Source organism: Lactovum miscens, from assembly GCF_014202895.1.
GTDB lineage: Bacteria > Bacillota > Bacilli > Lactobacillales > Streptococcaceae > Lactovum > Lactovum miscens.
The window spans coordinates 23,030-46,483 of the sequence record NZ_JACHHV010000010.1; the positions used below are offsets into that span (position 1 = coordinate 23,030).

Here is a 23,454-nt window from a genome sequence, read left to right on the forward strand (position 1 = left end):
GAAATTTTCTGAAATCAGTATTTCAAAGTTTTACAAATTATGCGGAAAATTACAAGTTTTCTAAAACTTGGCGATGACTTCAAACTCTTCACATACAATATCCATATCATGGGCAAAGAGCCCAAATTCTTTAAAGAAGTTTTCATGAACTTCACGCCAATACAATAGACTTCTATCACCTTCTCCTTCTTTAAAAGCATGCTCAGATGAAACTTGATCAAATTTTACCAAATAAACTTTGGTTGTAGTTATTGCACAAACTGGTTTGCCGTGCCCATCCAGAAGAATGTCAAACTTACCGTCTACTTCTGGAATATGTTCTCCTTCATCATAACCTGATAAAGCACTAGCAGTAGCTGTTTTTGTACCGTCTAATACAAGCTTAGCTAGTTGATCTGCCTCCTCGAACATTGTAGGATTAATTTGAATACGAGCATCTGAAGAATTTTCCCAAGGATTTCCAACCATAAATGCCCAAGCAGTACGGTACTTATTAAGATCCAATTGATGCTCTTTTATCAATTTATCGTACATGTTTTCACCTCATTTCTACTATATTGCTAAGTCAAATTTTAATTGTGGTTTTACTGGCTCATAATCTAATAGCTGAAAGTCTTCGGCCTTGACATCAAAGAAATTTGTTCTATCAGGCACATTAAGAATCAATTTTGGGTTCTTTTTTGATTCTGTGCGTTTGAGCAACTCATTGGCTTGTTCAAATTGATTATCATAAATATGGAGATTATTAATAAAATAAAAAAATTTACCAACCTTCCATCCAAAATGCTTTGCAATCATTAGTTGGAGAGCTACATATTGCATGGCATTTATGTGATGAGCAACCAGCATATCATTACTGCGTTGTGTCAAAGTTGCATCTAGAAATATTAAGCCATCACTTGGATCACGGCGAACATCAAACATAGATTGGAATGCACAAGGAAGCAAACCACTGGTCTCATCAAAATCTTCATACTGCCAAAGATTGATGATATTTCGACGATTCCATGGATTTTTATCAAGCCCATCCAGTAAACGGTTAATAATTTGATGCTTTTTGACTGTAGCGCCATAGCGTTGACCAATGCTCCCAGAGCCATCTACTTCCCATTCATCCCAGTATTTCACTCCATACTTTTCACGCAAAACTGAAAGATCACTAGTCTGGTCTTGATAAATCCAGAGGAGCTCTTTAATCGCAGATTTGATTGGAATTGGACGAAGTGTCGTAATTGGAAATTCACCATTTGATAAATCATACTCAGCAAAAGAACCAGTAATATACTTTGAATTTGCCTGCTTTCCATCTTTATAATGGGGACGAGAATTTTCGCTCATTACGCCTTCTGACATAATTTTTTTTATGTTATCTTTAAAAACACTATCTGCATATGTCATATTTACTTCTTCCTATATCCAAGTTTATTAATAAACCTTATCACTACTGTATCAAATTCTTCTGGACTTTCCAAATGAGGTATATGTCCGCACCCCTCAAACATGTAAGCCTCAGACTTCTTATTTTTATTTAAAGCAAGTGCGGCTGCAGCATGTTCAGGTGGAAATACAGGAGATTCTGAACCAGCCAAAAATAAATGAGGAACAGTTTCGTATTTCAAAACAGAGCGCCAATCTTGAGTAATTACATTTCTTAAAAGAGGACGACCGGCATTAAAATCAAAAGGTAACATTCCCTTTCCTAAAACTCTTTTAAGTTTAGGATCCAATGGTTTTTTAGTTAGGTGTGTCTTTGGGAAATCGTCCATAAATTGTGACAGTTCAGCTAGAACCTTGCCTGAGCCACCCAACCATCCCTCAGTCTTTAAGAAAGTAGGAGATTGATCTTCACTGATAACTGCTAATAAATCACCATCAGTAAACATTTGTTCGAAGGCTAAAATTGTAGTAGAACCCATCGAATGACCAATAAAGATTGGTTTTTCAATATCAAGATAATCCAACAGTTCCTTCAAATCCAGCGCCAAACGCTGGATGCTTAAACCAAAATCAACTTTTTCTGATTTGCCATGCAGGCGATGATCATAGGTTACAACATAGAATCCCTCTTTGATGAAAGACTGAATCTGTAATATCCAGGTGACTTCACTTGAAGAATAGCCCTCAATAAGAATTACTGCTTGATTGTTTGAATCACCATAAACGTGATAATTCAAGGAAACACCGTCATTTGTTTTAAAAAAACTCATAAATAGATTTTATCAAAAAAACTCCGAGTTAATAGAGTTTTAAATTTTAAAAAGTTAATAATGAATTATTTTTCTTTCCTTTTCGTATAACAACCAGCTGACCTTCAATCATATCTGATTCAGAAAGAACGTAATTAAGATCTTTGACACGTTCACCATTAACGTAAATGGCACCATTTGTTACATCTTCACGCGCTTGACGTTTTGAACTTTCAATACCTGAACTAACCAAAAGTTCAATTAAATTAAGATCATCATCTGCCTTTACAGGGTAATGTGGCACTGACTTTAAACCAGACATAATAGACTTAGCATCAAGTTCTTTAAGATTTCCACCACCGAAAAGTACTTCCGTAACATGAACGGCATTTTCATAGGATTCTTTACCATGGACCATTGTAACGACTTCGCGAGCTAAGATCTTTTGAGCCAAACGTTCATGACGGGCTGCGTCAAACTTTTTTTCAATTTGATCAATCTCATCTAATGGCAAGAATGTAAAAATCTTGAGAAGTTTGATTGCGTCATCATCATTAACATTTAACCAGAACTGATACATTTCAAATGGTGTTGTTTTACTTGCATCAAGCCAAATTGCATTTCCTTCAGACTTACCGAACTTCTTCCCAGTTGAATCGGTAATAATCGGTGTTGTGATTATATGTGCAACCACATTTGCTTTGCGTCGCAAAAGCTCCACCCCTGCTGTCAAATTTCCCCATTGGTCTGAGCCTCCCATTTGAAGGGTTACTCCATTAAGTTGGTTCAACTTGTAGAAATCATACCCCTGCATGATTTGGTATGCAAACTCAGTATAGCTTAGGCCGGTTTCAAGGCGTGTTTTTACTGAATCCTTACTCATCATATAGTTTATTGTGAAATATTTACCTACATCACGTAAGAAATCAATAAAAGTCAAATTTTCAAACCAGTTATAATTATTAGTCATCTCTGCACGGTTTTCGGCTTCAGTCTCAAAGTCAAGGAAACGCTCTAGTTGCAAGTGAATTTTCTCTGCCCAGTTCTTTACAGTCTCTTTTGTCTGTAGTGAACGTTCAGCATTCTTAAAACTTGGATCGCCAATCAAACCTGTTGCACCACCTACGAGTGCATAAGGCTTGTGTCCTGCCTTCTGTAAGTGCATCATCATAATAATTTGAACTAGATTTCCAAGATGGAGGCTATCCGCAGTTGGATCAAAGCCGATATAATAGCTAACCATTCCCTCATTCAGTGCTTTACGCAATTCGGTCTCATCTGTTGTTTGATTAACGAGTCCACGAGCTTTGAGTTCTTCAAAAACTTCCATTATATCCTCCTCCTTCAGTATAATGCCTAATTATAACAAGAATCGTTATAAATTGAAAGAAATGAAGGTACTTGATCCACTATTTAGTGCTCAATTAGCATTTAGGGTTACTTGTATCATATAGTTGTATGGGTTATTAAAATATGGTGAAAATAACAAATCTAAGAGAGTAATTTTAGCTACTATTTTTCTTTCTTGAATTTCTAGGCTAAACATATTAATGTTTCCATCATATAATTTTCACACCTTTAGCATCAAAAACTTTTGGATTGCTATAAAAAAGTTTTGAAGGGCTCTCAAATTGACGACCTATCCAAATGGCAGTACCACAGCTAAAATAACTCTTATGAAGATATTCATTTTTGTTTTGTTTTATCAAATAGTCTTATTTTTTAACTAAAAAATCATCAATTTTTTGATGATTTTCAACAATTTATTAAAAATAATTAAATATGAATAGGCATGCCATCAGCCAATTCAGCAGTATCCATAATAGCTTCACCAAGTGTTGGGTGAGGTTGGATGGTTAGTGAGATATCATGAGCAGTCAAGCCATTTTCAATAGCCAACGATAAGCCTGAAATCAAATCTGAGGCACCTGGACCAGCAATTTGGGCGCCGATGATTGCCCCTTCTTTGTTCTCAGTAATCAACCGAATAAATCCCTCTGCTTCATCCATTGATAAAGCACGTCCATTAGCTGCAAATGGAAATTTAGAAATCTTGACATCTCCCTTACGATCGGCCACATCAGCAGGTGTCACGCCCACCGTTGCAAGCTCTGTAGAAGTATAAGCTACAGCTGGCAATGAGATATGCATATCGACTGCTTCTGGATCACCAGAGATAGCTGCTGCTGCAATCTTACCTTGGAAGCTAGCTTTGTGAGCAAGCATTGGTCCAGGCACAACATCACCAATAGCATAGATGTGTTCAACTGAAGTTTTGTATGAATCATCTACTTCTATCAACCCACGATCAAGCATTTTAATGTCCGTATTATTCAAGCCGATAAGATCTGTGTTGGCACGACGTCCTACAGCCACAAGTAGATAATCACCCGTTACAGTTTGTTCTTTACCATCAACTTCAAAAGTTAAAGTAACATCTTTGTCTGTTTGAACAGCTGAGATAGCTTTGGCAGAAGTGAAAATATCAGAACCACTAGCTTTAACACGCTTAGAAATGATATCCGACATTTCTGTATCGAATCCGTTCAAAATGTGATCAAGTCCCTCGACGATAGTAATTTTAGCACCAAGCAAGCGATAAGCGCCGCCTAATTCTGAACCAATAACACCACCACCGACGATGATCAAGTGCTTAGGAATTTCTTTAAGGCTCAAGGCAGAAGTTGAATCAAGGATACGACCACCAAATGGGAATGGAGGAATTTCAATAGGACGTGAACCAGTTGCAATGATACAGTTATTAAAGTGTAAGAGTTTGAAACCATCTTCTTGCTCTACATTAAGTGTTTCATTGTCAAGAAATTCAGCATTACCTTTGATGATCTCAACCTTATGTTTCTTAAGCAACATTCCAACACCGCCAGTTAATTGCTTAACAACTTGTTCGTCTTTCCATTTTTGAGCAGATGCCCAATCAAGCTTAACTCCTGTTGTAGTTAAACCAAATGGGGATTCTTTAGCTTCTTCTCGCTTTGCATCTGCATAATGATGACCAATGTTGATCAAAGCTTTTGATGGAATACAGCCAATATTTAAACAAACACCACCTACATTATCCTTTTCAATAATAGTTACTTTTTGTCCCAATTCTGCAGCACGAATAGCAGCAACATATCCGCCAGGGCCTGAACCAATAACAACTGTGTCAATTTCAGTAGCTTGTGCACCTACAACCATTTTATTCTCTTACCTTTCTTCAAAAAAACAGAGTGAAGTTTCAAAACCAAAGTACTTGTCCTTCACCCAGTTAGACTTTCTATTAAATTTCCATCAACATAAATGTTGGATCAGCGATAAGTGTCTTGAAGTAATTCAATGCTGATTGTCCCATCATACCGTCAATCAAACGGTGATCATAAGTCAATGAGAGCTTCATATTTTGTCCAACAACAATTTCACCAGCTTGGTTAACAATTGGTTCTTTCACAATCGAACCGAGACCCAGAATAGCAACATCAGATCCGTTAATAATTGGTGTAAACCAAGTTCCACGAGCTGAACCAAGGTTTGAGATTGTAATCGTAGAGCCTTGCATTTGAGCAGGTTTCAATGTACCTTCACGAGCCGCAATTGCAAGATCAGAAATTTCAGTGGCGATTTCAAAGATTGACTTATTTTCAGCTTCATGGATAACTGGTACGTAAAGTCCTGTAGGGGCATTTACGGCAATCCCTAGTCCAACATGTTCATGATAAACAATTTCTTGTTTTTCATAATCAACAGAAGCATTCATATCTGGGAACTTATGAGCTGTTGCAGCTAATGCTTTAGCAACATAAGCAAGATAAGTTAATTTGATATTTTGCTTTGCAGCAATCTCTTTATATTTGTTACGGTGATCCACCAAAGCTGAAACTTCTACTTGATCAAAGTTAGTTACTGGTGGGATGACTGTGTGTTGTTTAGTCATAATCTTAGATACAACCCTACGAGTTGGGTTCATCTTCTCACGATGATCGCCAACCTGAGGCGCAACTGGTGCAGGTGCAGCTTTAGCAGGTGTTGATTCAGTCCTAACCGCAGTGGCAACTACAGGAACAGCTGCAGGCGTTTCAACAACACTATTAACTGGTGCAGATGTTCCTTTTATAAAGTTATTCACATCAGCAATTGTTGTATGTCCGTGACGACCAGAAGCAGTTACTTGTGTAAGGTCAACATGATTAACGCGTGCATAGTGACGAACAGATGGCATCGCAAGAACACGACCAACGATTGTTGTCTTTGTGAGTGGTGATTTTGCTTCAACAGGCGCTGCAGGAGCAGCTTGTACATTGTTTGGAGCCAGACTAGTTGCAGGTGCTGGTTTTGCGCCATTACCATTATACTCAATCAAAGGCTCCCCCACAGCAACTGTGGTGCCAGCTTCAACAAAGAGTTTGGTTACTGTTCCTGAGTAAGGAGATAAAATTTCCTGCATAAGCTTATCATTTTGAACCTCGGCAACTGGGTCGTCTTCTTTGACAACATCGCCAACTTTTACAAGCCAATTTGCTATATCGCCTTCAGCCATCCCTTCGCCAATATCAGGCATTTTGAAGATTAAAGCATCAGCAGCCACAGCTGTTTGATCTACCGACACAGGTACTGCTAACTTACTTGCGCTTGCAACAACTTCATCACTTCCATCATATTCAATCAAAGGCTCCCCTACAGCAACTGTGGTGCCAGCTTCAACAAAGAGTTTGGTTACTGTTCCTGAATAAGGAGATAAAATTTCCTGCATAAGCTTGTCATTTTGAACCTCGGCAACTGGATCGTCTTCTTTGACAACATCGCCAACTTTTACAAGCCAATTTGCTATATCGCCTTCAGCCATCCCTTCGCCAATATCAGGCATTTTGAAAATATTACTCATAAGATACTACCTCTTTCACTTTATTTACGATATCTTCAACTTTAATATTCCAATCATTTTCTGCGGATGAAAATGGAAATACTGAATCCGGAGCAGCTACACGACCAATAGGTGCATCAAGGCTTAGAACAAAACGCTCAGCAATTTCTGCCATGACATTAGCAGCAATTCCAGCAGTACGTTGAGCTTCTTGAACAACAACAACTCGACCTGTTTTTTCAACTGTTTTACCGATAGATTTGATATCAAGTGGAGCAACTGTACGGAGGTCAATTACCTCAGCATTAATGCCTTCAGTTGCTAATTCATCAGCTGCCTTAAGAGATAATTGAACGGTACCCCCATAAGCAATAATTGATACATCAGTTCCTTCTTTAGCAACAGAGGCCTCATCCAATGGTGTAGTATAATAACCCTCTGGAACTTCCCCTTTCAATGAACGGTAAAGGTGAAGATTTTCAAGAAACATCACTGGGTCATTACTTTCAATTGATGAAAGGAGCAATCCTTTTGCATCTTCTGGATTTGAAGGCATCACAACACGTAGCCCAGGGATTTGTGAAAGTAGCCCCTCAATTGAATCAGCATGCATCTCTGGCGTTTTTGTACCTATGCCATACGGTGTGCGAAGCACAATACCATTTGAACGTTTATTGCTAAAACGATAACGTGTACGGCTCATCTGACCTGCAATACTGTCAAATACTTCAAAAATGAAAGTTCCAAACTGGATTTCCATTATAGGTTTGTACCCTTGCGTTGCAAGACCGATAGCTAAACCACCAATACCTGATTCGGCAAGTGGTGTATTAAATACACGGTCTTCACCATACTTAGCTTGTAAACCGTCTGTGGCACGAAATACACCGCCGTTTTGGCCGACATCTTCACCAAAAACCAAAGTATCTTTATTTTTCTCTAGAGCCAAATCAAGAGCTTCTGTAATTGCTGAAATATATGTTTTAATAGCCATTCTTATTTGCCCTCACTTTCAAACTTAGCAATTTGTTCTGCCATTGCTTGGCCGGGAACTTCAAGTGTGTTCTTAATGAAACTTGAAATCTTTTGCTTTTCTACAGCATTAGCTTTCTTAATATTTTCATCAATCAGTGCATCAAGTTCTGCCACATAAGCTTCTTCTTGCTTTTCATCCCAGATTTTCTTGTCAATTAAGAATTTGCGCATACGAACAAGTGGTTCTTTCTTCCACCAACCATCAAGTTCGTCTTGAGTACGATAACGGAGTGGGTCATCCCCAGCTGTTGAATGTGGTTCCAAACGGTTTGTTATCGTTTCAATCACAACCGGACCATTGCCAGCAACCGCCCATTCACGAGCTTTCTTAGATGCAAGGTACATAGCAATTGCATCCATGCCGTCAACAACAATAGATGGTGCACCGGCAGCCCAACCTTTAGCAGCTAAGTGCTTCGCTGCTGTTTGAAACTTACGGGGTGTTGAAATAGCATAACCGTTATTTTGAATGAACGCAACTAAAGGTGCTTTATAAGCTGATGCAAAGTTGATTCCTTCATAAGTATCGCCCTCTGATGAACCACCGTCACCTGTATAAGCAAAAGCGACAGCATCTTTTTTTCTTTTCTTAAGACCAAGTGCAACACCTGCAGCTTCAACATATTGAGCACCTATGATGATTTGTGGGAACCAAGAATTTACTGGTTTGCCATCTTCAGTTTCGTATTCATTTCCAAGTTGATGACCCCGTGACCAAAGAAGACCCTTCCAGATTGGCCAGCCTTTTGAGTAGATTTGTGGAAGATCACGGTATCCTGGAAATAGCCAGTCTTCATCCGTGAAAGCAAATGAAGAGGCCATTTGTGAAGCTTCTTGTCCAGCGTGAGGGCCAAAAAATCCCATACGTCCTTGCTTAGCCAATTTCATGCAGCGGATATCCACCTGACGTGCGAAAAGCATTTTTTTGAAGAGCTCAACGAGCTTCTCATCTGAAAGAGCTGCGGCTTTAAGACCTTCTTGATCGACAATTTTTCCCTCTTCATTAAGGATTTGCATCATCGGAAAAGAATTGTCTTGAAGTTCAATTTGCTTATTAAAGTCCAAAATTTCTTTTGAATTTGACATTTATAACCTCCAAATATTATAAAAATTAGATTAACTTATCTGCCTTGAAGAGCTCTGAAAGTTCTTCATTTTCGATTGTCCCAAAGTATTGACCTTCTTTATTTTTTTCAAGAACTTTGAAAACTTCAGCTGGGTCAAATGTGACACCAATGAATTCATCCTTGATATCACGCCAATCACGTATACCTAAGAAATCACCGACAAAATCAATATCAGTAATTTTACCGGCTGTAACATTGATATTAACATCAATAGATCCACCAGTAAACTTAGCATGGTTGGTAAAAGTAAATTTAGGTGATTCACCATAATTCCAATTCCAAGTTGAAAACTGATTGTCCCGCCATTCATGAATTCCATTACGCTGCTCATCAGTCAAGATGAGCTCTCCATCTTTACCCTCATCTGTCAAATAGTACTGAAGAGAGTCCAAAAACTTTTGCAAATCTAGATCAGGTGCATAATCCTTGATCATACCAACACGAGTACGCACTGATTTAGCTGCTTTTGAAACAAATTTTTCATCTGATACGTTCAGTGAGCGGATCATCGCTTCTACATCTGAATTCCAAAGTAAAGTACCATGGTGCATAAGGTAACCACCTGCGTAGCGTTGGGCATTTCCAGAAATTTTCTTTCCATCAATCTCTAGATCATTACGGCCAGTAATCTTTGCATTAAGCCCTACAGCATGAAGTGCATCGTACATTGGTTTAACAAATTGCTCAAAATTTACACCTGCTGAGCTTGAAACAGGAACAAAGAAAGTAAAACAAATGTTTCCCATATCATGATAAACCGCACCACCTCCTGAGACACGTCGAACAACTTGAACATCATTAGCGTTGATGTAGTCTTGGTTCACTTCGGCGAAAGTATTCTGATTTCTACCGACGATGACAGCACGTTTATTTTGCCAGAGTGAGAAAACAGGTTTCTCTGGTTTTAAGTTATAGAGTAACCATGAATCCATGGCAATATTTTGATAGGCATCATTGCCTTCATACGTTATAAATTGCAAGAATTTATCCTTTCTATTACCTAAACCGGTTTCCAAACATTGTGGGAAAGGGGTTAATTTGTGACTTCAACTGAACATCATAAAAAGATTGAATTAATCAACCTCCATCACAAAATCTTCTACAAAATAATTTTAACAAAGTTCACAAGAGCTTGCAAATTTTTGGATCCGCTTTCCATAGTGTTTTGAAAAAAGAAGGCATTTTGCCCTCTTCAATATTATTTGTGTACCTTGAATTCATCTACCAAGAGAGTTAAACGCGCTCAGATAAATATTCCCAACGTTCATATTTATTGCTTAGCTCTAAATTTTTATCATCTAAGATCTTTTGAAGTTCATTTAATTTTCCAAAGTCTGATCCCGATTGGTTCATCTCCGTCTCAACCGCAGAAATTTCTATCTCCAGCTGAGAAATTTCATCTTCTACGGTCTCCCATTCATGTTTTTCGTGATAAGTCATGTGAACTTTTTCAATTTTTCTTGGTGCTTCTTCTTTTTTTCCTTGCGTCTTCAATTTTTTTTCAGCTGTTGAATCACTTTTAGTTGATAAATAATCCGTATAACTACCAATATAATGCTGAATCTGACCATTTTCGAAAGCTAATAATTCATTTGAAACTTTATCTTGAAAATAGCGATCATGAGAAACAGTTAATACTGCACCAGGGAAAGATTGCAAAAATTTTTCCAGAACAGTAAGAGTAGTGACATCCAGATCATTAGTTGGCTCATCAAGTAAGAGAACATTTGGTCTTAATAAAAGAATTTTCAAAAGATACAGGCGCTTCTTCTCACCTCCTGATAACTTTCGAATTAGCTCACCATGTCGGCTTCGTGGAAAGAGAAACTGTTCAAGTAAATCTACAACTGAGATGCTTTGCCCATCATTAGTATGACTAGCCGAAGCCACTTCTTCCAAAAAATTGATAATACGTTTATCCTCATCCTGAGGCGAGATACCTCGAATTTCTTGTGAAAAATAACCGATACGAACAGTTTCGCCTATATCAATCTTACCTGAATCCAGTACCAATTCATTATTGATTATATTTAAAAGTGTCGACTTACCCACACCATTGTCACCAACAATTCCAATTCGAGAATTGGCTTGAACAATCAGATTGAAATTTTGGAAAAGATGTCGATTTGGAAATGAAAAGCCAGCATTTTCAAACTCAATTACTTTCTTCCCTAAACGTTGGCTACTAATATTGATTTGCATCTCTCCTAATGCCTTATCAGTTTTTAGAGAGTCAGCTAAATAATCAAACCTATCAATTCTAGCTTGTTGCTTTGTCGAACGAGCTTGTGGTGACTTACGGATCCAAGTTAACTCTGATTTATAAAGTAGTTCCGCCTTATGCAGACTAGCTGAATTTTGTTCTTCACGAATAGCTTTTTGTTCCAGATAATCCTGATAATTTCCCTTATACTCTTGAAGACCCGAGTTTTCTAATTCGAAGATCCGAGTAGCCACTTGGTCTAAGAAATAACGGTCATGAGTTACAAAAAGTAGTGTTTTTTTACTTGATGTTAGATAATTTTGTAGCCAATTGATAATTTCTACATCTAAATGGTTCGTCGGTTCATCTAAAAGTAATAAGTCACTCGGATTAACCAAAGCTTGTGCCAATTGTACTCGTCGTTTCTGTCCACCAGAAAGTGATCCAATTTTTCTACTAAAATTGGGAACCCCTAACTGAGTCAAGATAGACTTAACTTCTGCTTCAATGTTCCAGGCATCAAGTTGTGTGATTTCTATTTCAGCCTGTGATAATTTTGTTTGGAGTGCTTCATTTCCAGGTTCTTCAATCAAATCAGATAATGCTTTTTCATAAGCTTTAACCGATTTAGCTTGAGGCAAACTATCATCTAAAACACTATCTAAGATGGTCTCATTAGGATCAAAACTTGGCTCTTGTGACAAATAGTTGATTTTAAAATTTGACGGTGCATCAAAGGGAGACATATCTCCATCAAAACCTACTCTCCCCTCAATAATATCTAAGAGAGTTGTTTTTCCAGCTCCATTAAGTCCCAAGAGACCAATTCGATCCAAGGGATGAATAATAAATCTTAAATCAGAGAAAAGGAGCTTATCCCCCACTGATTTTTTTAAATGTTGTGTAATAAAGTCAGGCATAGTACTATTATACATAAAAAATCCTTCCTAAACAGAAAGGATTCAAAGCTGCCAGTTCTGAAACAAAAAATATTAATTGATTTTACTAATTATTTCTTAGAAAAATAATCTATCAAAGCATATGCACTGTGAACATAATATTGCACCGCCACTGATAAAGATGCATCCTGGACAATTAACTCATCGGAGTGAAGACCTGGACTTCCTGCTTCATTGGAGCCAATAAATGCGAAGACTGAAGGGGCTTGAATACGATAGTTTGAAAAGTCTTCTCCTGCGCTTGAAGGGTCTGGTAAAACTACCTCTCTCGTCCATTTTTTTGTGGCTACTGTCACAACTTGAGTTAATTCTGGATCATTATAGGTAAGATTTGTACCCATAAGCCAGTTAATTTTTACTCTTACACCGTAAGCTTCTGCGGTTCCTTCAACGATTTCAATAAAACGTGATTTAGTTAATTCACGAACTTCATCATCAAAAGTTCGTAGAGTACCTTCAAAAATTGCACTTGAAGGTAAAACATTCCAGGTATTTCCCGATTGAACGTGTGTAACCGATAGAACAGCTGCCTTCAAAGGTGACACATTCCGAGAAACCACTTGTTGTAAACTATGAATGATAGCACTCATTGCCAAAATTGGATCTACTCCCTCATGAGGATATGCTGCATGACTTCCTAAGCCTTCGATAGTTACATAAAATTGTTCTACAGCTGCCATTACACCTGCATCACGTAAACCTATCACCCCCGTTCCCAAGCTTGGAATATTATGGAAACCAATAAAAGCTTGGACATCATTCACTAAGCCTGCTTGTAAAACCATATTAGCACCTGTTCCATGTTCTTCCGAAGGTTGGAAAATTAGTTTTACTGTACCATGAAGCTTAGCTTCATGATCTTTTAAAACTTTGGCTGCCCCCAAAAGGCTAGCCATGTGCAAGTCATGACCACAAGCATGCATCACTCCTGTATTTTTTGAAGCAAATGAAAGATTGGTTCGTTCAGATACAGGTAGACCGTCAATATCTGCTCGGAGAGCAATTACTGGATTTCCTGATCCAATTACACCAACCAGACCGGTTTTTAAGTCACTTCTTAAGATTTCAATTCCCCATGATGTCAATTTTTCACTGAGATATTTAGTTGTCTCATATTCTTTCTCAGATAGTTCAGGACAGCTATGTAGATAATGCCGTATTGTAACCAAATCATCATATAATTTTTTTTCAATCATAATAATATTTTCATTTTCCATAGTTAGCTTTTTCAAATCAAAATCATAATTTTGTAATCCTTTGTTTTGCTTTGAATTAATTAATCTCGTATTGAGAGGGTTTGCAGATCGCTTGTTGCATATTTCTAAAAAGTTATTTACTTAACTAATTCTATAAACCCAATTCTCTGGGGCTTCAACATCACCAAACTGAATTCCTAGCAACTCATCATAAATTTTTTGAGTCAATGGGGAAACAACTTTTTCGGAACCAAAATAATAAGCTTTTTCTCCATCATCAATTCGACTAATTGGAGTAATAATTGCAGCTGTACCACACGCACCTGCTTCAGCAAATTTATCTAATTCATTGACAAAAATATCTCCTTCAGTTGCTTTAAGACCAAGGCGATGTTCAGCTAAATATAATAGAGAATACTTCGTGATTGAAGGAAGAATTGAAGGACTCTTTGGGGTAATAAATTCTCCATCATATGTAATACCGAAGAAATTTGCCGCACCAACTTCTTCAATCTTTGTATGAGTTGAAGGATCAAGGTAAATAGCATCAGCGTAAGAGGCTTCTTTTGCCTTGACCTCTGCTTCAAGTGAAGAAGCATAATTTCCTCCCACTTTGGCGCCACCTGTTCCAAGTGGAGCAGCACGATCGTAGTCCCTTGTAATAACAAAAGGAGCTGGGTACAAGCCATCTTTAAAATAAGATCCTACTGGCATTGCAAAAACCGTAAATAGATACTCACGAGCAGGTGCAACACCAATAATATCTCCAACGCCAATCAAGAGTGGCCTTAGATAAAGTGTCGCCCCACTACCATAAGGTGGTACAAAATTCTCATTGGCCATAACAACCTGAGTCACAGCATCAATAAATTTATCTACTGGAACTTGAGGCATTCGAAGCTTCATCGCAGTCCTTTGAAGACGTTTAGCATTTTCATTGGGACGAAAAAGTTGGATACCACCATCTTTACGACGGTATGCCTTAAGGCCCTCAAAACCTTGTTGACCATAATGCAATGCCGGTGAGGCTTCAGAAATAATCAGCTGATTATTTCTTGTCAACTCCCCATTGTCCCATACACCATCTTTAAAATGAGAGATATACCGAAAAGGTAAGTTCATATAGTTAAAACCTAAATTATTCCAATCAATTTCTATGGTCATTTTTTCTTCCTTCTTTTAATAACAAGTTTAATTATCTTTTCTGAATTTTACCATAATTTTACTTTTTGTAAAAAAGATGATGAATTCGCTTATATCCAGATAAAATATGTTTAAAGACCTTTGTTAATATAATTTTTAAAAATTTGATTTATAATTTCTTTTTAATATTACTTGGTAAATAATCAAATTTGAAAATTAGATGGACAAACAAATTAATGAAAAAATATTATCGAGCATGGTTTGATCTAGTGATTTAATAAAAAACGACTGTAAACAGTTTGGCCAAGGGAATGTAATCTAAGAATTCAATAATAAAAAATTGTAGAGACTAGTTGTTATTAATGAAAAGTAAATTTGAAATGGAAGTTAATCTACTACTCCCAATGAAAATATAAAGTTTCATTGGAAAAATTTAACAGATAAGTTGCATCTTCCACTCAAATTTCTATCTAAATTTCTAGTGCTTGTATAAGCAATACATTAAAACCCTAAAGCAAAATTGCTTCAGGGTTTCATCAAACGTCTATAAAGTAATGAAAGTTAAACTTAACGAATTGTCTTCAATGCTGTAGACCAAGCAGCCAATTGTTGAAGAAGCTCTTTCAATTCACCTTCGTGAAAGTCAGCTGGGGCGAAAGTGCTCATATTTTCAAAATCAGTAATCAATGAGAAGTTGACATTACGTTGAGTTGTTGCTAATGCCAATTCACCAGACACCATGCGCATGCTTTCAATAGCACGTGCTGCACCTAATCCACCATAACCAATGAAGGCAACTGCTTTGTTTTTTACTTCAGGTTTCAAGAAGTCTAAAGCATTTTTGAAAGCACCAGCAATACCATGGTTGTATTCTGCTGTTATAAAGATATAGCCGTCAAATGAAGCAATCTTTTCAGACCAGCTACCAATTGCTATAGCTTGTTCGGCTGTTGGCGTCACACCAAGGAATGGCAAATTGTAATCGGCCAAATCTACCAATTCAAATGATACTTCGTCTGCGTTGCTGAATTCTTTCGATTTTTCTATTGTCCAGTTTGCAACTGATAAACCGTTTCTTCCCTCACGTACGCTACCTAAAACTACACCAATTTTTAACATTTTTCTTTTTCCTTTATAATTTAATTTATATTAAGCGGAATTCAGATTCCTATTTTATTATACGGAATTTGTATTCCGTTTGCAAACAATTAGTTTTAAAAATTTGTAAATTGAGTTATAATAATAGTTACAATGGAAGAATGTCAAGCAATAGAAAGAAAACAGCGACGTGACGCTGAATTAAATAAGCAGAAAATATTAGCAAGTGCCTGTAATCTATTTACAGAACGAGGAATTGATGTATCAGTAAATGAGATTGCCAAAGATGCCAATATTGGAGTTGGAACTATATATAGAAATTATCCAGCAAAATCAGATCTTTTTGAAGCTGCTAAGCAAACCTTTCAACTCCAATTTATAACAAATGCCCAGCAATATCTCAATGTAGAGGGTGATTGGGAGGCTTTCTCTGGCTTAATCCATTATATTTTAATCAATAATTTTTCAAATAAAGGTACATTTGATGCTTTTCAAAATGGTCTTTGCGAATTTTTTGATCCAGAAGGGGACTTATTGGATTTGCAAAATATTTTAGAAATCCTATTAAATCGAGTTCAGCTAAAACAATTAGTACGTTCTGATCTAGATATCCATATTTTAATGGCTATATTAAGTGGACTCATCATGATGAGTGCACAGTTAGATAAAAATAAATCCAAAGATTCTGAAATTTTAGAAATGGCCATAAAAGTTTTTGAAAGAGGTATCGCATTTAATTCGCTTGATTTTAAAAGATCAAGATAGATACAATAGAAAAATATATGCAAAATCATAAAATGCTGAGATTGTGTTTATAGCTTTATAATTATTACATTTGCGAAACGATTTCTACCCCTAATCCCTAATTTGTAAAACTTTTTGGCTAATCCCAAGTCAATTTAATAAATTTCAGTTCTCGATAGTTTCGTACATATATTTTTTGCAATAAATTTTGAGTTTAAAAGTAGTCTGATCTTATAAATTTTGAAAGTTTAACTTGTGTGAATCTGTTATCTAAAATAATATCGCACCATGCAAAATAAACATACTTCCTTTTTATTTCAAATCCCCACATTTATTCATAATAGGACATTTTACAGTTTTAGAAAACATACTAGATAAACATAAGAATATTGATATTTTCCTAATATAAAAAAACGCTATTCAATAAAGTCAGCGTTTTTTTATATTAGTCTTCTTTTTTTTCGACGGGTTTCACAACTTGTTTAACACCAGTGTGATTGTAGTGAGCGTGACCACCAGAACGTGCGTTACGTTTACCTGACTTCTTTGACTTATATGCCATGAATAGAACTCCCTTCCAAGAAATTTCGCTTAATTATATCGTAAATTTCATGTTTATTCAAGTGGAGGCCATATCCTGCCTTAATACGGGCCTTGACTAATTCACATATACATCCATTACACCCATCAATTCATGAAAAAGCTTATATTTTATTACTTTACACGTGCACTCCATTTATAATCACAGCATCTGCATGTTAAATTAATTCTTGGTTATCTTCATTAGTAATATTAGGAGGTAAACCCACTTTTGGTCGGAGTTTTAAGAACTTTATATCAGCAAATTTTGTGAATCTGGATGCTACGATTGATATAAGTTTATGCCAAATTGCTTACTCAAAACACCACATGATTCTTTTAAATATCATAACTTTACTTAATATAACAAATCATCATTTTATCTTATATAAATAATTATTAGGTAACAGTCAGAAAGGTTAAAGTTATATGACCTAAGCTTTACCTAGAGAATAAGACTGAACACTCAATCTGCAAATGAGAATTTCAAGGTCATGTGTTTTGTACCAGAAATGACCATATCACCCATGAGTTTAGTTTGCATCTCCATTGCGATGTCAGATAATTTCTGGTTAACACTATTAAGATTTCCTGACGCACCTAATTTGTCTGTCTCATTTTGAATTAAACGGAAGCGTGAGAAAGCTTTGAGTTCCGCATTACAATAATTATCAACCGCACGGTCATAATCATTATCACCAAGCAAGCCGCAACTTGCAGCTAACCAATAGTATTTCGTAGGATCATAAGAAGTTGTTGTATCGCGGTAAGCTTCCGGTGTGTCTGTAACTTGCGAATAGAAAGGTACAATAAAGTTGAAGGTATTTGCACCAAAACCTACCCAGTGAACTCCGGCCAATTGTTCATCAACATCATTACGTATCTCAAGTATGTGAACATTCATATTACGATTCAAACCAATTGGGCGAATTGCATGACGTTCCGCTTCTGTATTTAATTTACTGTAAGGATCAAATTCTGTATTTTCATAGTGGCTTGAGAGAATGAATTTTATATCCTCAATTGTAATCTTTCGATTTGCACGCATTATGAATTCAAAGTCTTGATCCATGTAGTCATGTTCAAATTCAACTTCAGGATTGAAAAATTTTTGGCCATACCAAGTACGAGGATTGTTGTAAACTGTATCTTTGATTGAGCTAGAACCAAAGATATGTCTCAAGTTGTAACCTTCAAAATCAGGATTCAAATTATTGTCATCAATCAATTTTTTCAAGTCAGAAGAACATAAAGTATTGTTTGAATCGAAGTTAAAGTGATCAATGTTGAAGCGGTTAGGAGCAACAACATATGCGTCATCAGGAATTCGAACCGCAGCCCAGTGATGTCCACCAATTGATTCAAACCACCAAACCTCATCTCTGTCAGAAAAGGCAATTCCATTTGGCTCATAAGTGCCATATTCAGCAATCAATTTTCCTAATCGCTCGACACCTTCACGAGCAGAATGAATATATGGAAGCGTGACAGTGACAAGATCTTCTTCTCCTAATCCACCATCATTATAAGGGTCAAGCCCTTGAATTCTTGAATTCGTCGTGATCGTTTCAGTCGCAGACATGGCCACGTTACTACTGTTAATTCCCGCAGCAGCCCAAATTCCAAACTCTGTATTTGCATCAGGCATTGAAGTATAAGCTTGAGGGTTGTCTGGTAGATCAAACTCACAACCTGAGATAATTGCCTTATAGTGACGCATCTGCTCTGTTGGTTTAATCAAAACAAAGCGTTGTGGGTTCAAAGTGTCAGAACCATCTTCATTACGACTAATAATCGTAGCTCCATTAATTGAAGCATTTTTTCCCACCAAAATGGTAGTACATGAGCTAGCACGATATGGTTTTAACATAAGCCAAAATCTCCTCTTTTTGATTTTTTAATTTATTGTTCACGATATTCAGTTCAATTTTATTCAAAAGTTGACCTAAACTAGGACCAGGTGGATGGCCCTCTTTTATTAAATCTGCACCTTTGACTAAAATCTCAGACTTGCTGTGAATTTGTAAAAGGTCATAGATATTCTGGGGAATTGAGAGATCTAATTCCAAACCCTGACCAAACTTTAAGTCATCCGCAAGTTGGGCAATTTCAAGGCCATAAGAGTAAATATTTTCAAGCGTCCAAGCTTTTTCATAATAAGCTTTAACAATTAATTTAGTTTTCTTATTGAAATCATTTGAAACCTTCCAGGCTTTAAGATCAAAAGTATGGAATTTTAAGTAAAGCAAGGCCCAGGCTTGTTCAGAAGACTTAAATTGGTAATCTTCTGAAAAATCATTCAAGTCAAGTTCTTCAAAACCGGGTAAATACTTAAAGGCCTCAGATTGATTTAAAGTCCTTAAGCCTTTACGCCAATTTGGAGATAACATAAGCTTTTCTAACTCAACAAAAATACGCTCAATAGAAATCTTTGGTAAAAGCTTTGCATGACTTTTCATCGCTTCAAAAGTCTCATCTTCAATGTCAAAGTCAAGATCCGCTGCAAAGCGCATTCCTCTCATAATCCGTAGAGCATCCTCGTTAAAGCGTTCTTCTGCTTTTCCAACAGCACGGAGGATTTTATTTTCCAGATCTGATAAGGCATCAAAGACATCAATAATTTCACCGTCAACAGTCATTGCAAAGGCATTCACAGTAAAATCACGTCGCTTCAAGTCTTCGGTCAAATCTGAAACAAATTTAACTTTGTCAGGACGACGATAGTCCGTATATTTACTTTCAGTCCTAAAAGTTGTCACTTCATACTGCTGTTTTCCGCTTAGTACAAGTACAGTTCCATGCTCAATCCCTAAGTCAAAAGTTTTCTTGAAAACATGCTTAACCTCTTCTGGATAAGCGCTAGTTGCAATATCTATATCGTGAATTGGTCGTCCTAAAAGTGCGTCACGAACAGATCCACCAACAAAATAAGCCTCAAACCCTTCGGACTGAAGCCTTTTTAAAACTACTTGTGCTTGAATGAATTCTTTCTGGAGTTGATCAAGTTTCATCTTTCTATTTTAGCAAAAATTGAGACTTCCTGCTCACAAGAGGAAGTAATGAAAAATGCCTGATTTTTCTTAAAATATTTTGGGAACCATCGCATAGGCCGTCGCACCAATCCCTAGATGAGTCGCGATAACCGCTCCAAATGAAAGAATTTCTACATCCTTATACCCTTGAGCTACCGCAAATTCATATAGCTCCTTAGCTTTTCTTTCAGCTCGGGAATGAATTATGTAGATTTTATAATCATCAGGTTTCGAATGCTCAAGCAATAATTTTTTCATGCGAGACATGGCTTTCTTAGTCGTGCGAACTTTTTCAAAAAGTTCAACTGATCCAGCATCAGAAAATGTCAAAACAGGTTTAATGCCAAATAATGTACCAAGAACAGCTGCACTATTTGACAGACGACCAGATTTAGATAACCATTTCAAGTCATCTACCAACATGAAGGCCGAATCATTGTCACGTAACCTTTCAAAATTTGCAATAACTGTGTCAAAATCAAGATTTTTCACTTCAGCTTCCAAGGCCGTCTCAACCATGTAACCAAGCGGACTTGAAGTGATGAAAGTCTCAGGAAAGACCACTTTCATGTTTTCATCAGAATATTCGTTTTGAAGATAATAAGCATTCTGATAAAAACCAGAAATTGCTGAAGGAAGAAACAGACCCAAAACATGAGTGTAACCTTGAACCTTCAAACGCTTTAAGAGCCCTTCTAATTCCATCACACTTGGTTGAGAAGATTTTGGTACATCTTTTGAAGTAGCCATTAAATCAAAAAAATCATCAAGAAAGATTTCTTTTGATGAATAAGTCACACCATCTATGGTGAGTGGAATATCAAGAATATGAAGATTATCAAACTTCTTGTATTTCTTACTAATTGCAGCTGATGAGTCTGTAATGAGGGCAAGTTTCATAGATTAAAACTCCAACTTCAAACCTGGCTTATCAAGCGCAACTTCAGTGACTTCATAAGTGAGGCGTTGCAATAAATCAAACAAAGGATAAGCCAACTCTTGCATTTCTTCCTGGCTGAAGTCTTCTTGACTTTCAATTACACGGCCCTCAATCTGACTTAATTGGCTCAAACCAGCAGACAATACATAATCATCAATTACTATAATAGCCGACAAATGTAATTGCAACTGACTGTTATTTAATTCAGCACTATTTGATATGATTTGTAGCTGAACATTAATTTGTGTTTCAGGCTTACCTTGTTCTTTTTCAAACTCTAAATTACGAGCATCGTAATGATAAAATTGAACAAATTCCTTTTCTCTTGATAATTCCATTTTTTCTAAGTTTCCTAATTTCATTTTTCAAATCATAAGCCTAATTATATCACAACAAAATTTTCTAGAATTCTAAGTTATTTTTGTTAAGCGGTTTGTCTCTGAAGCTTTCGAGCTCACTTTTTAATTCGTTTAAAATCAGTGCTTCTTCACTGTCTAAGACTTTTTTCTCTATAAGATCTGGCCGACGCTCCAAAGTTTTTTTGAGACTTTCCCTCAAACGCCACTTACGGATATTTTCATGATGGCCACTCATAAGAACTTCTGGTACTTTCATTCCTTGAAAGTCTTCTGGGCGGGTATATTGTGGATATTCTAGTAGCCCCGATGAAAAACTATCATCTTCATGGCTTACTGCTCGCCCAAGTACATCCGGAATGAGACGGACAGTCGCATCAATAATAATATTAGCTGCCATCTCACCACCTGTTAAAATGAAATCACCAATTGAAAGCTCATCTGTAACAAGTTCTTTAATCCGCTCATCATATCCTTCATAATGGCCACATATGAAAATCAATTGTTCTTCTTTTGAAAGCTCTTCGGCTTTGGATTGGCTAAATAGTTCACCAGCAGGGTCAAGTAATATTACCCTAGGGTTTTCACTAATTTTAGGAATAGCATCATAGCAAGAAAAAATCGGCTGGGGCATGATAAGCATGCCTTGGCCTCCACCGTAAGGCATATCGTCCACGTGACGTTGCTTGTTTTGGGCATAGTTACGAAAATCAAATGTGTTTAACTCAACCAGACCTTTTTCTTGAGCTTTTCCAATCATAGACTGATTAAGAGGTGACATCATATCTGGAAAAATGGTCATGACATCAATGCGCATTAGTCATCTAGCCCTTCCGGTATTACAACATCCACCCTGTTATGTTTCACAGATACATTTATGATAACTGAATCAATATAGGGTAACAAAAGATCTGTCTTATCTTGACGTTTCACTACCCATACATCATTTGCTCCTGGTTGAAGAATTTCTGATATTATTCCTATCTTTTCATCATTTGAGAAAACATCCAATCCAATAATATCATGATAGTAAAATTCCCCTTCGCCCAGTTCTGTCAGGTTTTCCTCTGCTATTTTCAAAGTGAAACCTTTAAAAGGTTCCACATCATTAATAGAGTTAAGCCCTGAGAACTTCAAAATCCATACATTCTTCTGCTTGCGAGAATGGCTTATTTCAAGCTCACTTACAAACTTATCTGCCTTGTTAAAAAGCGAAAGCATTGACTTTTTAGCAAAACGTTCCTCAGAAAAATCAGTCAAAGATTTTACTTTGACTTCACCCTGCAGGCCTTTTTCATTTACAATCACAGCAACATTATAAAAATTCATATTCTTCTTTCAAACTAATTCTATTTCAATTTTACCATTTATTATACTGAAAAACCCAACACTTCACAAGTTGGGAATTACAATCAATACTTTCAAAATAAATATTTTAGCAAAATAAACTTCGAATTCTTTGTTAAGTTAAACATTATCCTCAGTCCTCTAGACTAATATTCATAAAATTGTAATCTCCACTAAAATCAACTTTCTTCGAGGTTAGAATTGATTAATTTTCTCATACAGGTTGTGCCTAGACAAGTGATATCTTTTCAATTTTCAACTATATTTTATTCACGGTTAATTTAATAATAACTTATAAAATCTTTTTTCCATGTTTCAAAGTTAACCTAAATATTTTAATTAATCTTAAAAATGCTTCGTCCTCTTTCTTGCTTTATTTGTTAAAAATGTGTTCCATTTAAAAACATCATATTGATTTATTATCCAGATATTAATACTTTTATTAATTACAATATTTATATTAGGACGGCAAATTGCAAATTTAATTTAGCCACCCCGATACATCTGAAGTGGTGTCTGATACTTGAACATTTTTCTTGGATATTGATTCATCCAGGTCTCAATTTTAGCAACTGCTGAAGCTGTTGTTTGTTTTGTTCCTTTGGGTAAGAAACGTCTGATCATGCGGTTATGATTCTCATTGCTTCCACG

20 protein-coding genes and 1 pseudogene are annotated in these 23,454 nt (G+C 36.5%); 1 reads left to right on the forward strand and 20 read right to left on the reverse strand.

The features are described from left to right. Window positions 1-60: 60 nt before the first annotated feature. The 13 genes from HNQ37_RS03910 to HNQ37_RS03970 form a co-directional block, all read right to left on the reverse strand. Window positions 61-534 carry an ASCH domain-containing protein gene (locus HNQ37_RS03910; protein ID WP_183539494.1) on the reverse strand — a complete coding sequence of 158 codons (474 nt, stop codon included), beginning with the start codon at window positions 532-534 and terminating at the stop codon, window positions 61-63. Between the two features lie 18 nt (window positions 535-552). Next, on the reverse strand, window positions 553-1,398 hold the full coding sequence (locus HNQ37_RS03915; protein WP_183539496.1) for a thymidylate synthase: 846 nt from the start codon (window positions 1,396-1,398) through the stop codon (window positions 553-555). 2 nt (window positions 1,399-1,400) lie between these two features. Then, entirely contained in the window at window positions 1,401-2,207 is an 807-nt protein-coding gene (locus tag HNQ37_RS03920) for an alpha/beta fold hydrolase (protein ID WP_183539498.1), read from the reverse strand. 46 nt (window positions 2,208-2,253) lie between these two features. Continuing rightward, the gene (gene tyrS, locus HNQ37_RS03925) at window positions 2,254-3,516 is read right to left on the reverse strand and encodes a tyrosine--tRNA ligase (RefSeq protein WP_183539500.1); all 1,263 of its coding nucleotides are present in this window, start codon (window positions 3,514-3,516) and stop codon (window positions 2,254-2,256) included. 446 nt (window positions 3,517-3,962) lie between these two features. Beyond that, window positions 3,963-5,384 (reverse strand): dihydrolipoyl dehydrogenase, encoded by a 1,422-nt coding sequence (gene lpdA / locus HNQ37_RS03930; RefSeq protein ID WP_183539502.1) that lies wholly within the window; start codon window positions 5,382-5,384, stop codon window positions 3,963-3,965. A gap of 82 nt (window positions 5,385-5,466) precedes the next feature. Beyond that, window positions 5,467-7,065 (reverse strand): 2-oxo acid dehydrogenase subunit E2, encoded by a 1,599-nt coding sequence (locus HNQ37_RS03935; protein WP_183539504.1) that lies wholly within the window; start codon window positions 7,063-7,065, stop codon window positions 5,467-5,469. Next, window positions 7,058-8,038, reverse strand: coding sequence for an alpha-ketoacid dehydrogenase subunit beta (locus HNQ37_RS03940; protein WP_183539506.1), 981 nt, complete (start codon window positions 8,036-8,038; stop codon window positions 7,058-7,060). The genes HNQ37_RS03935 and HNQ37_RS03940 overlap by 8 nt, the downstream gene beginning before the upstream one ends. A gap of 2 nt (window positions 8,039-8,040) precedes the next feature. Beyond that, a complete protein-coding gene (locus HNQ37_RS03945; protein WP_183539508.1) occupies window positions 8,041-9,165 on the reverse strand; it encodes a thiamine pyrophosphate-dependent dehydrogenase E1 component subunit alpha in 1,125 nt (374 codons plus the stop codon). 25 nt (window positions 9,166-9,190) lie between these two features. Beyond that, entirely contained in the window at window positions 9,191-10,186 is a 996-nt protein-coding gene (lplA, locus tag HNQ37_RS03950; protein ID WP_183539510.1) for a lipoate--protein ligase, read from the reverse strand. Window positions 10,187-10,439: 253 nt separating this feature from the next. Further along, window positions 10,440-12,329 carry an ABC-F family ATP-binding cassette domain-containing protein gene (locus HNQ37_RS03955; protein ID WP_183539535.1) on the reverse strand — a complete coding sequence of 630 codons (1,890 nt, stop codon included), beginning with the start codon at window positions 12,327-12,329 and terminating at the stop codon, window positions 10,440-10,442. Between the two features lie 89 nt (window positions 12,330-12,418). Next, a complete protein-coding gene (locus tag HNQ37_RS03960) occupies window positions 12,419-13,564 on the reverse strand; it encodes an amidohydrolase (RefSeq protein ID WP_183539537.1) in 1,146 nt (381 codons plus the stop codon). Between the two features lie 141 nt (window positions 13,565-13,705). Then, on the reverse strand, window positions 13,706-14,728 hold the full coding sequence (locus tag HNQ37_RS03965) for a branched-chain amino acid aminotransferase (protein ID WP_183539513.1): 1,023 nt from the start codon (window positions 14,726-14,728) through the stop codon (window positions 13,706-13,708). A 546-nt stretch (window positions 14,729-15,274) separates the two neighbouring features. After that, complete coding sequence (locus HNQ37_RS03970) at window positions 15,275-15,826, reverse strand: NADPH-dependent FMN reductase (protein WP_183539515.1); 552 nt, start codon at window positions 15,824-15,826, stop codon at window positions 15,275-15,277. A gap of 132 nt (window positions 15,827-15,958) precedes the next feature. Here HNQ37_RS03970 and HNQ37_RS03975 point away from each other — a divergent pair, with 132 nt between their 5' ends. Next, complete coding sequence (locus HNQ37_RS03975; protein WP_183539517.1) at window positions 15,959-16,570, forward strand: TetR/AcrR family transcriptional regulator; 612 nt, start codon at window positions 15,959-15,961, stop codon at window positions 16,568-16,570. A 1,024-nt stretch (window positions 16,571-17,594) separates the two neighbouring features. On the opposite strand, the gene HNQ37_RS03980 is transcribed toward HNQ37_RS03975, so the two are convergent. The 7 genes and pseudogenes from HNQ37_RS03980 to HNQ37_RS08490 all read right to left on the reverse strand — a co-directional run. Further along, complete coding sequence (locus HNQ37_RS03980) at window positions 17,595-18,998, reverse strand: C69 family dipeptidase (RefSeq protein WP_183539519.1); 1,404 nt, start codon at window positions 18,996-18,998, stop codon at window positions 17,595-17,597. Beyond that, the gene (locus HNQ37_RS03985) at window positions 18,976-20,139 is read right to left on the reverse strand and encodes a CCA tRNA nucleotidyltransferase (protein ID WP_183539521.1); all 1,164 of its coding nucleotides are present in this window, start codon (window positions 20,137-20,139) and stop codon (window positions 18,976-18,978) included. The genes HNQ37_RS03980 and HNQ37_RS03985 overlap by 23 nt, the downstream gene beginning before the upstream one ends. A 69-nt stretch (window positions 20,140-20,208) precedes the next feature. Next, entirely contained in the window at window positions 20,209-21,060 is an 852-nt protein-coding gene (locus HNQ37_RS03990; RefSeq protein ID WP_183539523.1) for a DegV family protein, read from the reverse strand. A gap of 3 nt (window positions 21,061-21,063) precedes the next feature. Further along, complete coding sequence (locus HNQ37_RS03995; protein ID WP_183539539.1) at window positions 21,064-21,438, reverse strand: DUF1149 family protein; 375 nt, start codon at window positions 21,436-21,438, stop codon at window positions 21,064-21,066. Between the two features lie 64 nt (window positions 21,439-21,502). Further along, a complete protein-coding gene (gene trmD / locus HNQ37_RS04000; RefSeq protein ID WP_183539525.1) occupies window positions 21,503-22,273 on the reverse strand; it encodes a tRNA (guanosine(37)-N1)-methyltransferase TrmD in 771 nt (256 codons plus the stop codon). Beyond that, window positions 22,273-22,785 carry a ribosome maturation factor RimM gene (gene rimM / locus HNQ37_RS04005; protein WP_183539527.1) on the reverse strand — a complete coding sequence of 171 codons (513 nt, stop codon included), beginning with the start codon at window positions 22,783-22,785 and terminating at the stop codon, window positions 22,273-22,275. The genes trmD and rimM overlap by 1 nt, the downstream gene beginning before the upstream one ends. A gap of 504 nt (window positions 22,786-23,289) precedes the next feature. Next, window positions 23,290-23,454: pseudogene (locus tag HNQ37_RS08490) on the reverse strand (IS30 family transposase); the annotation flags it as partial.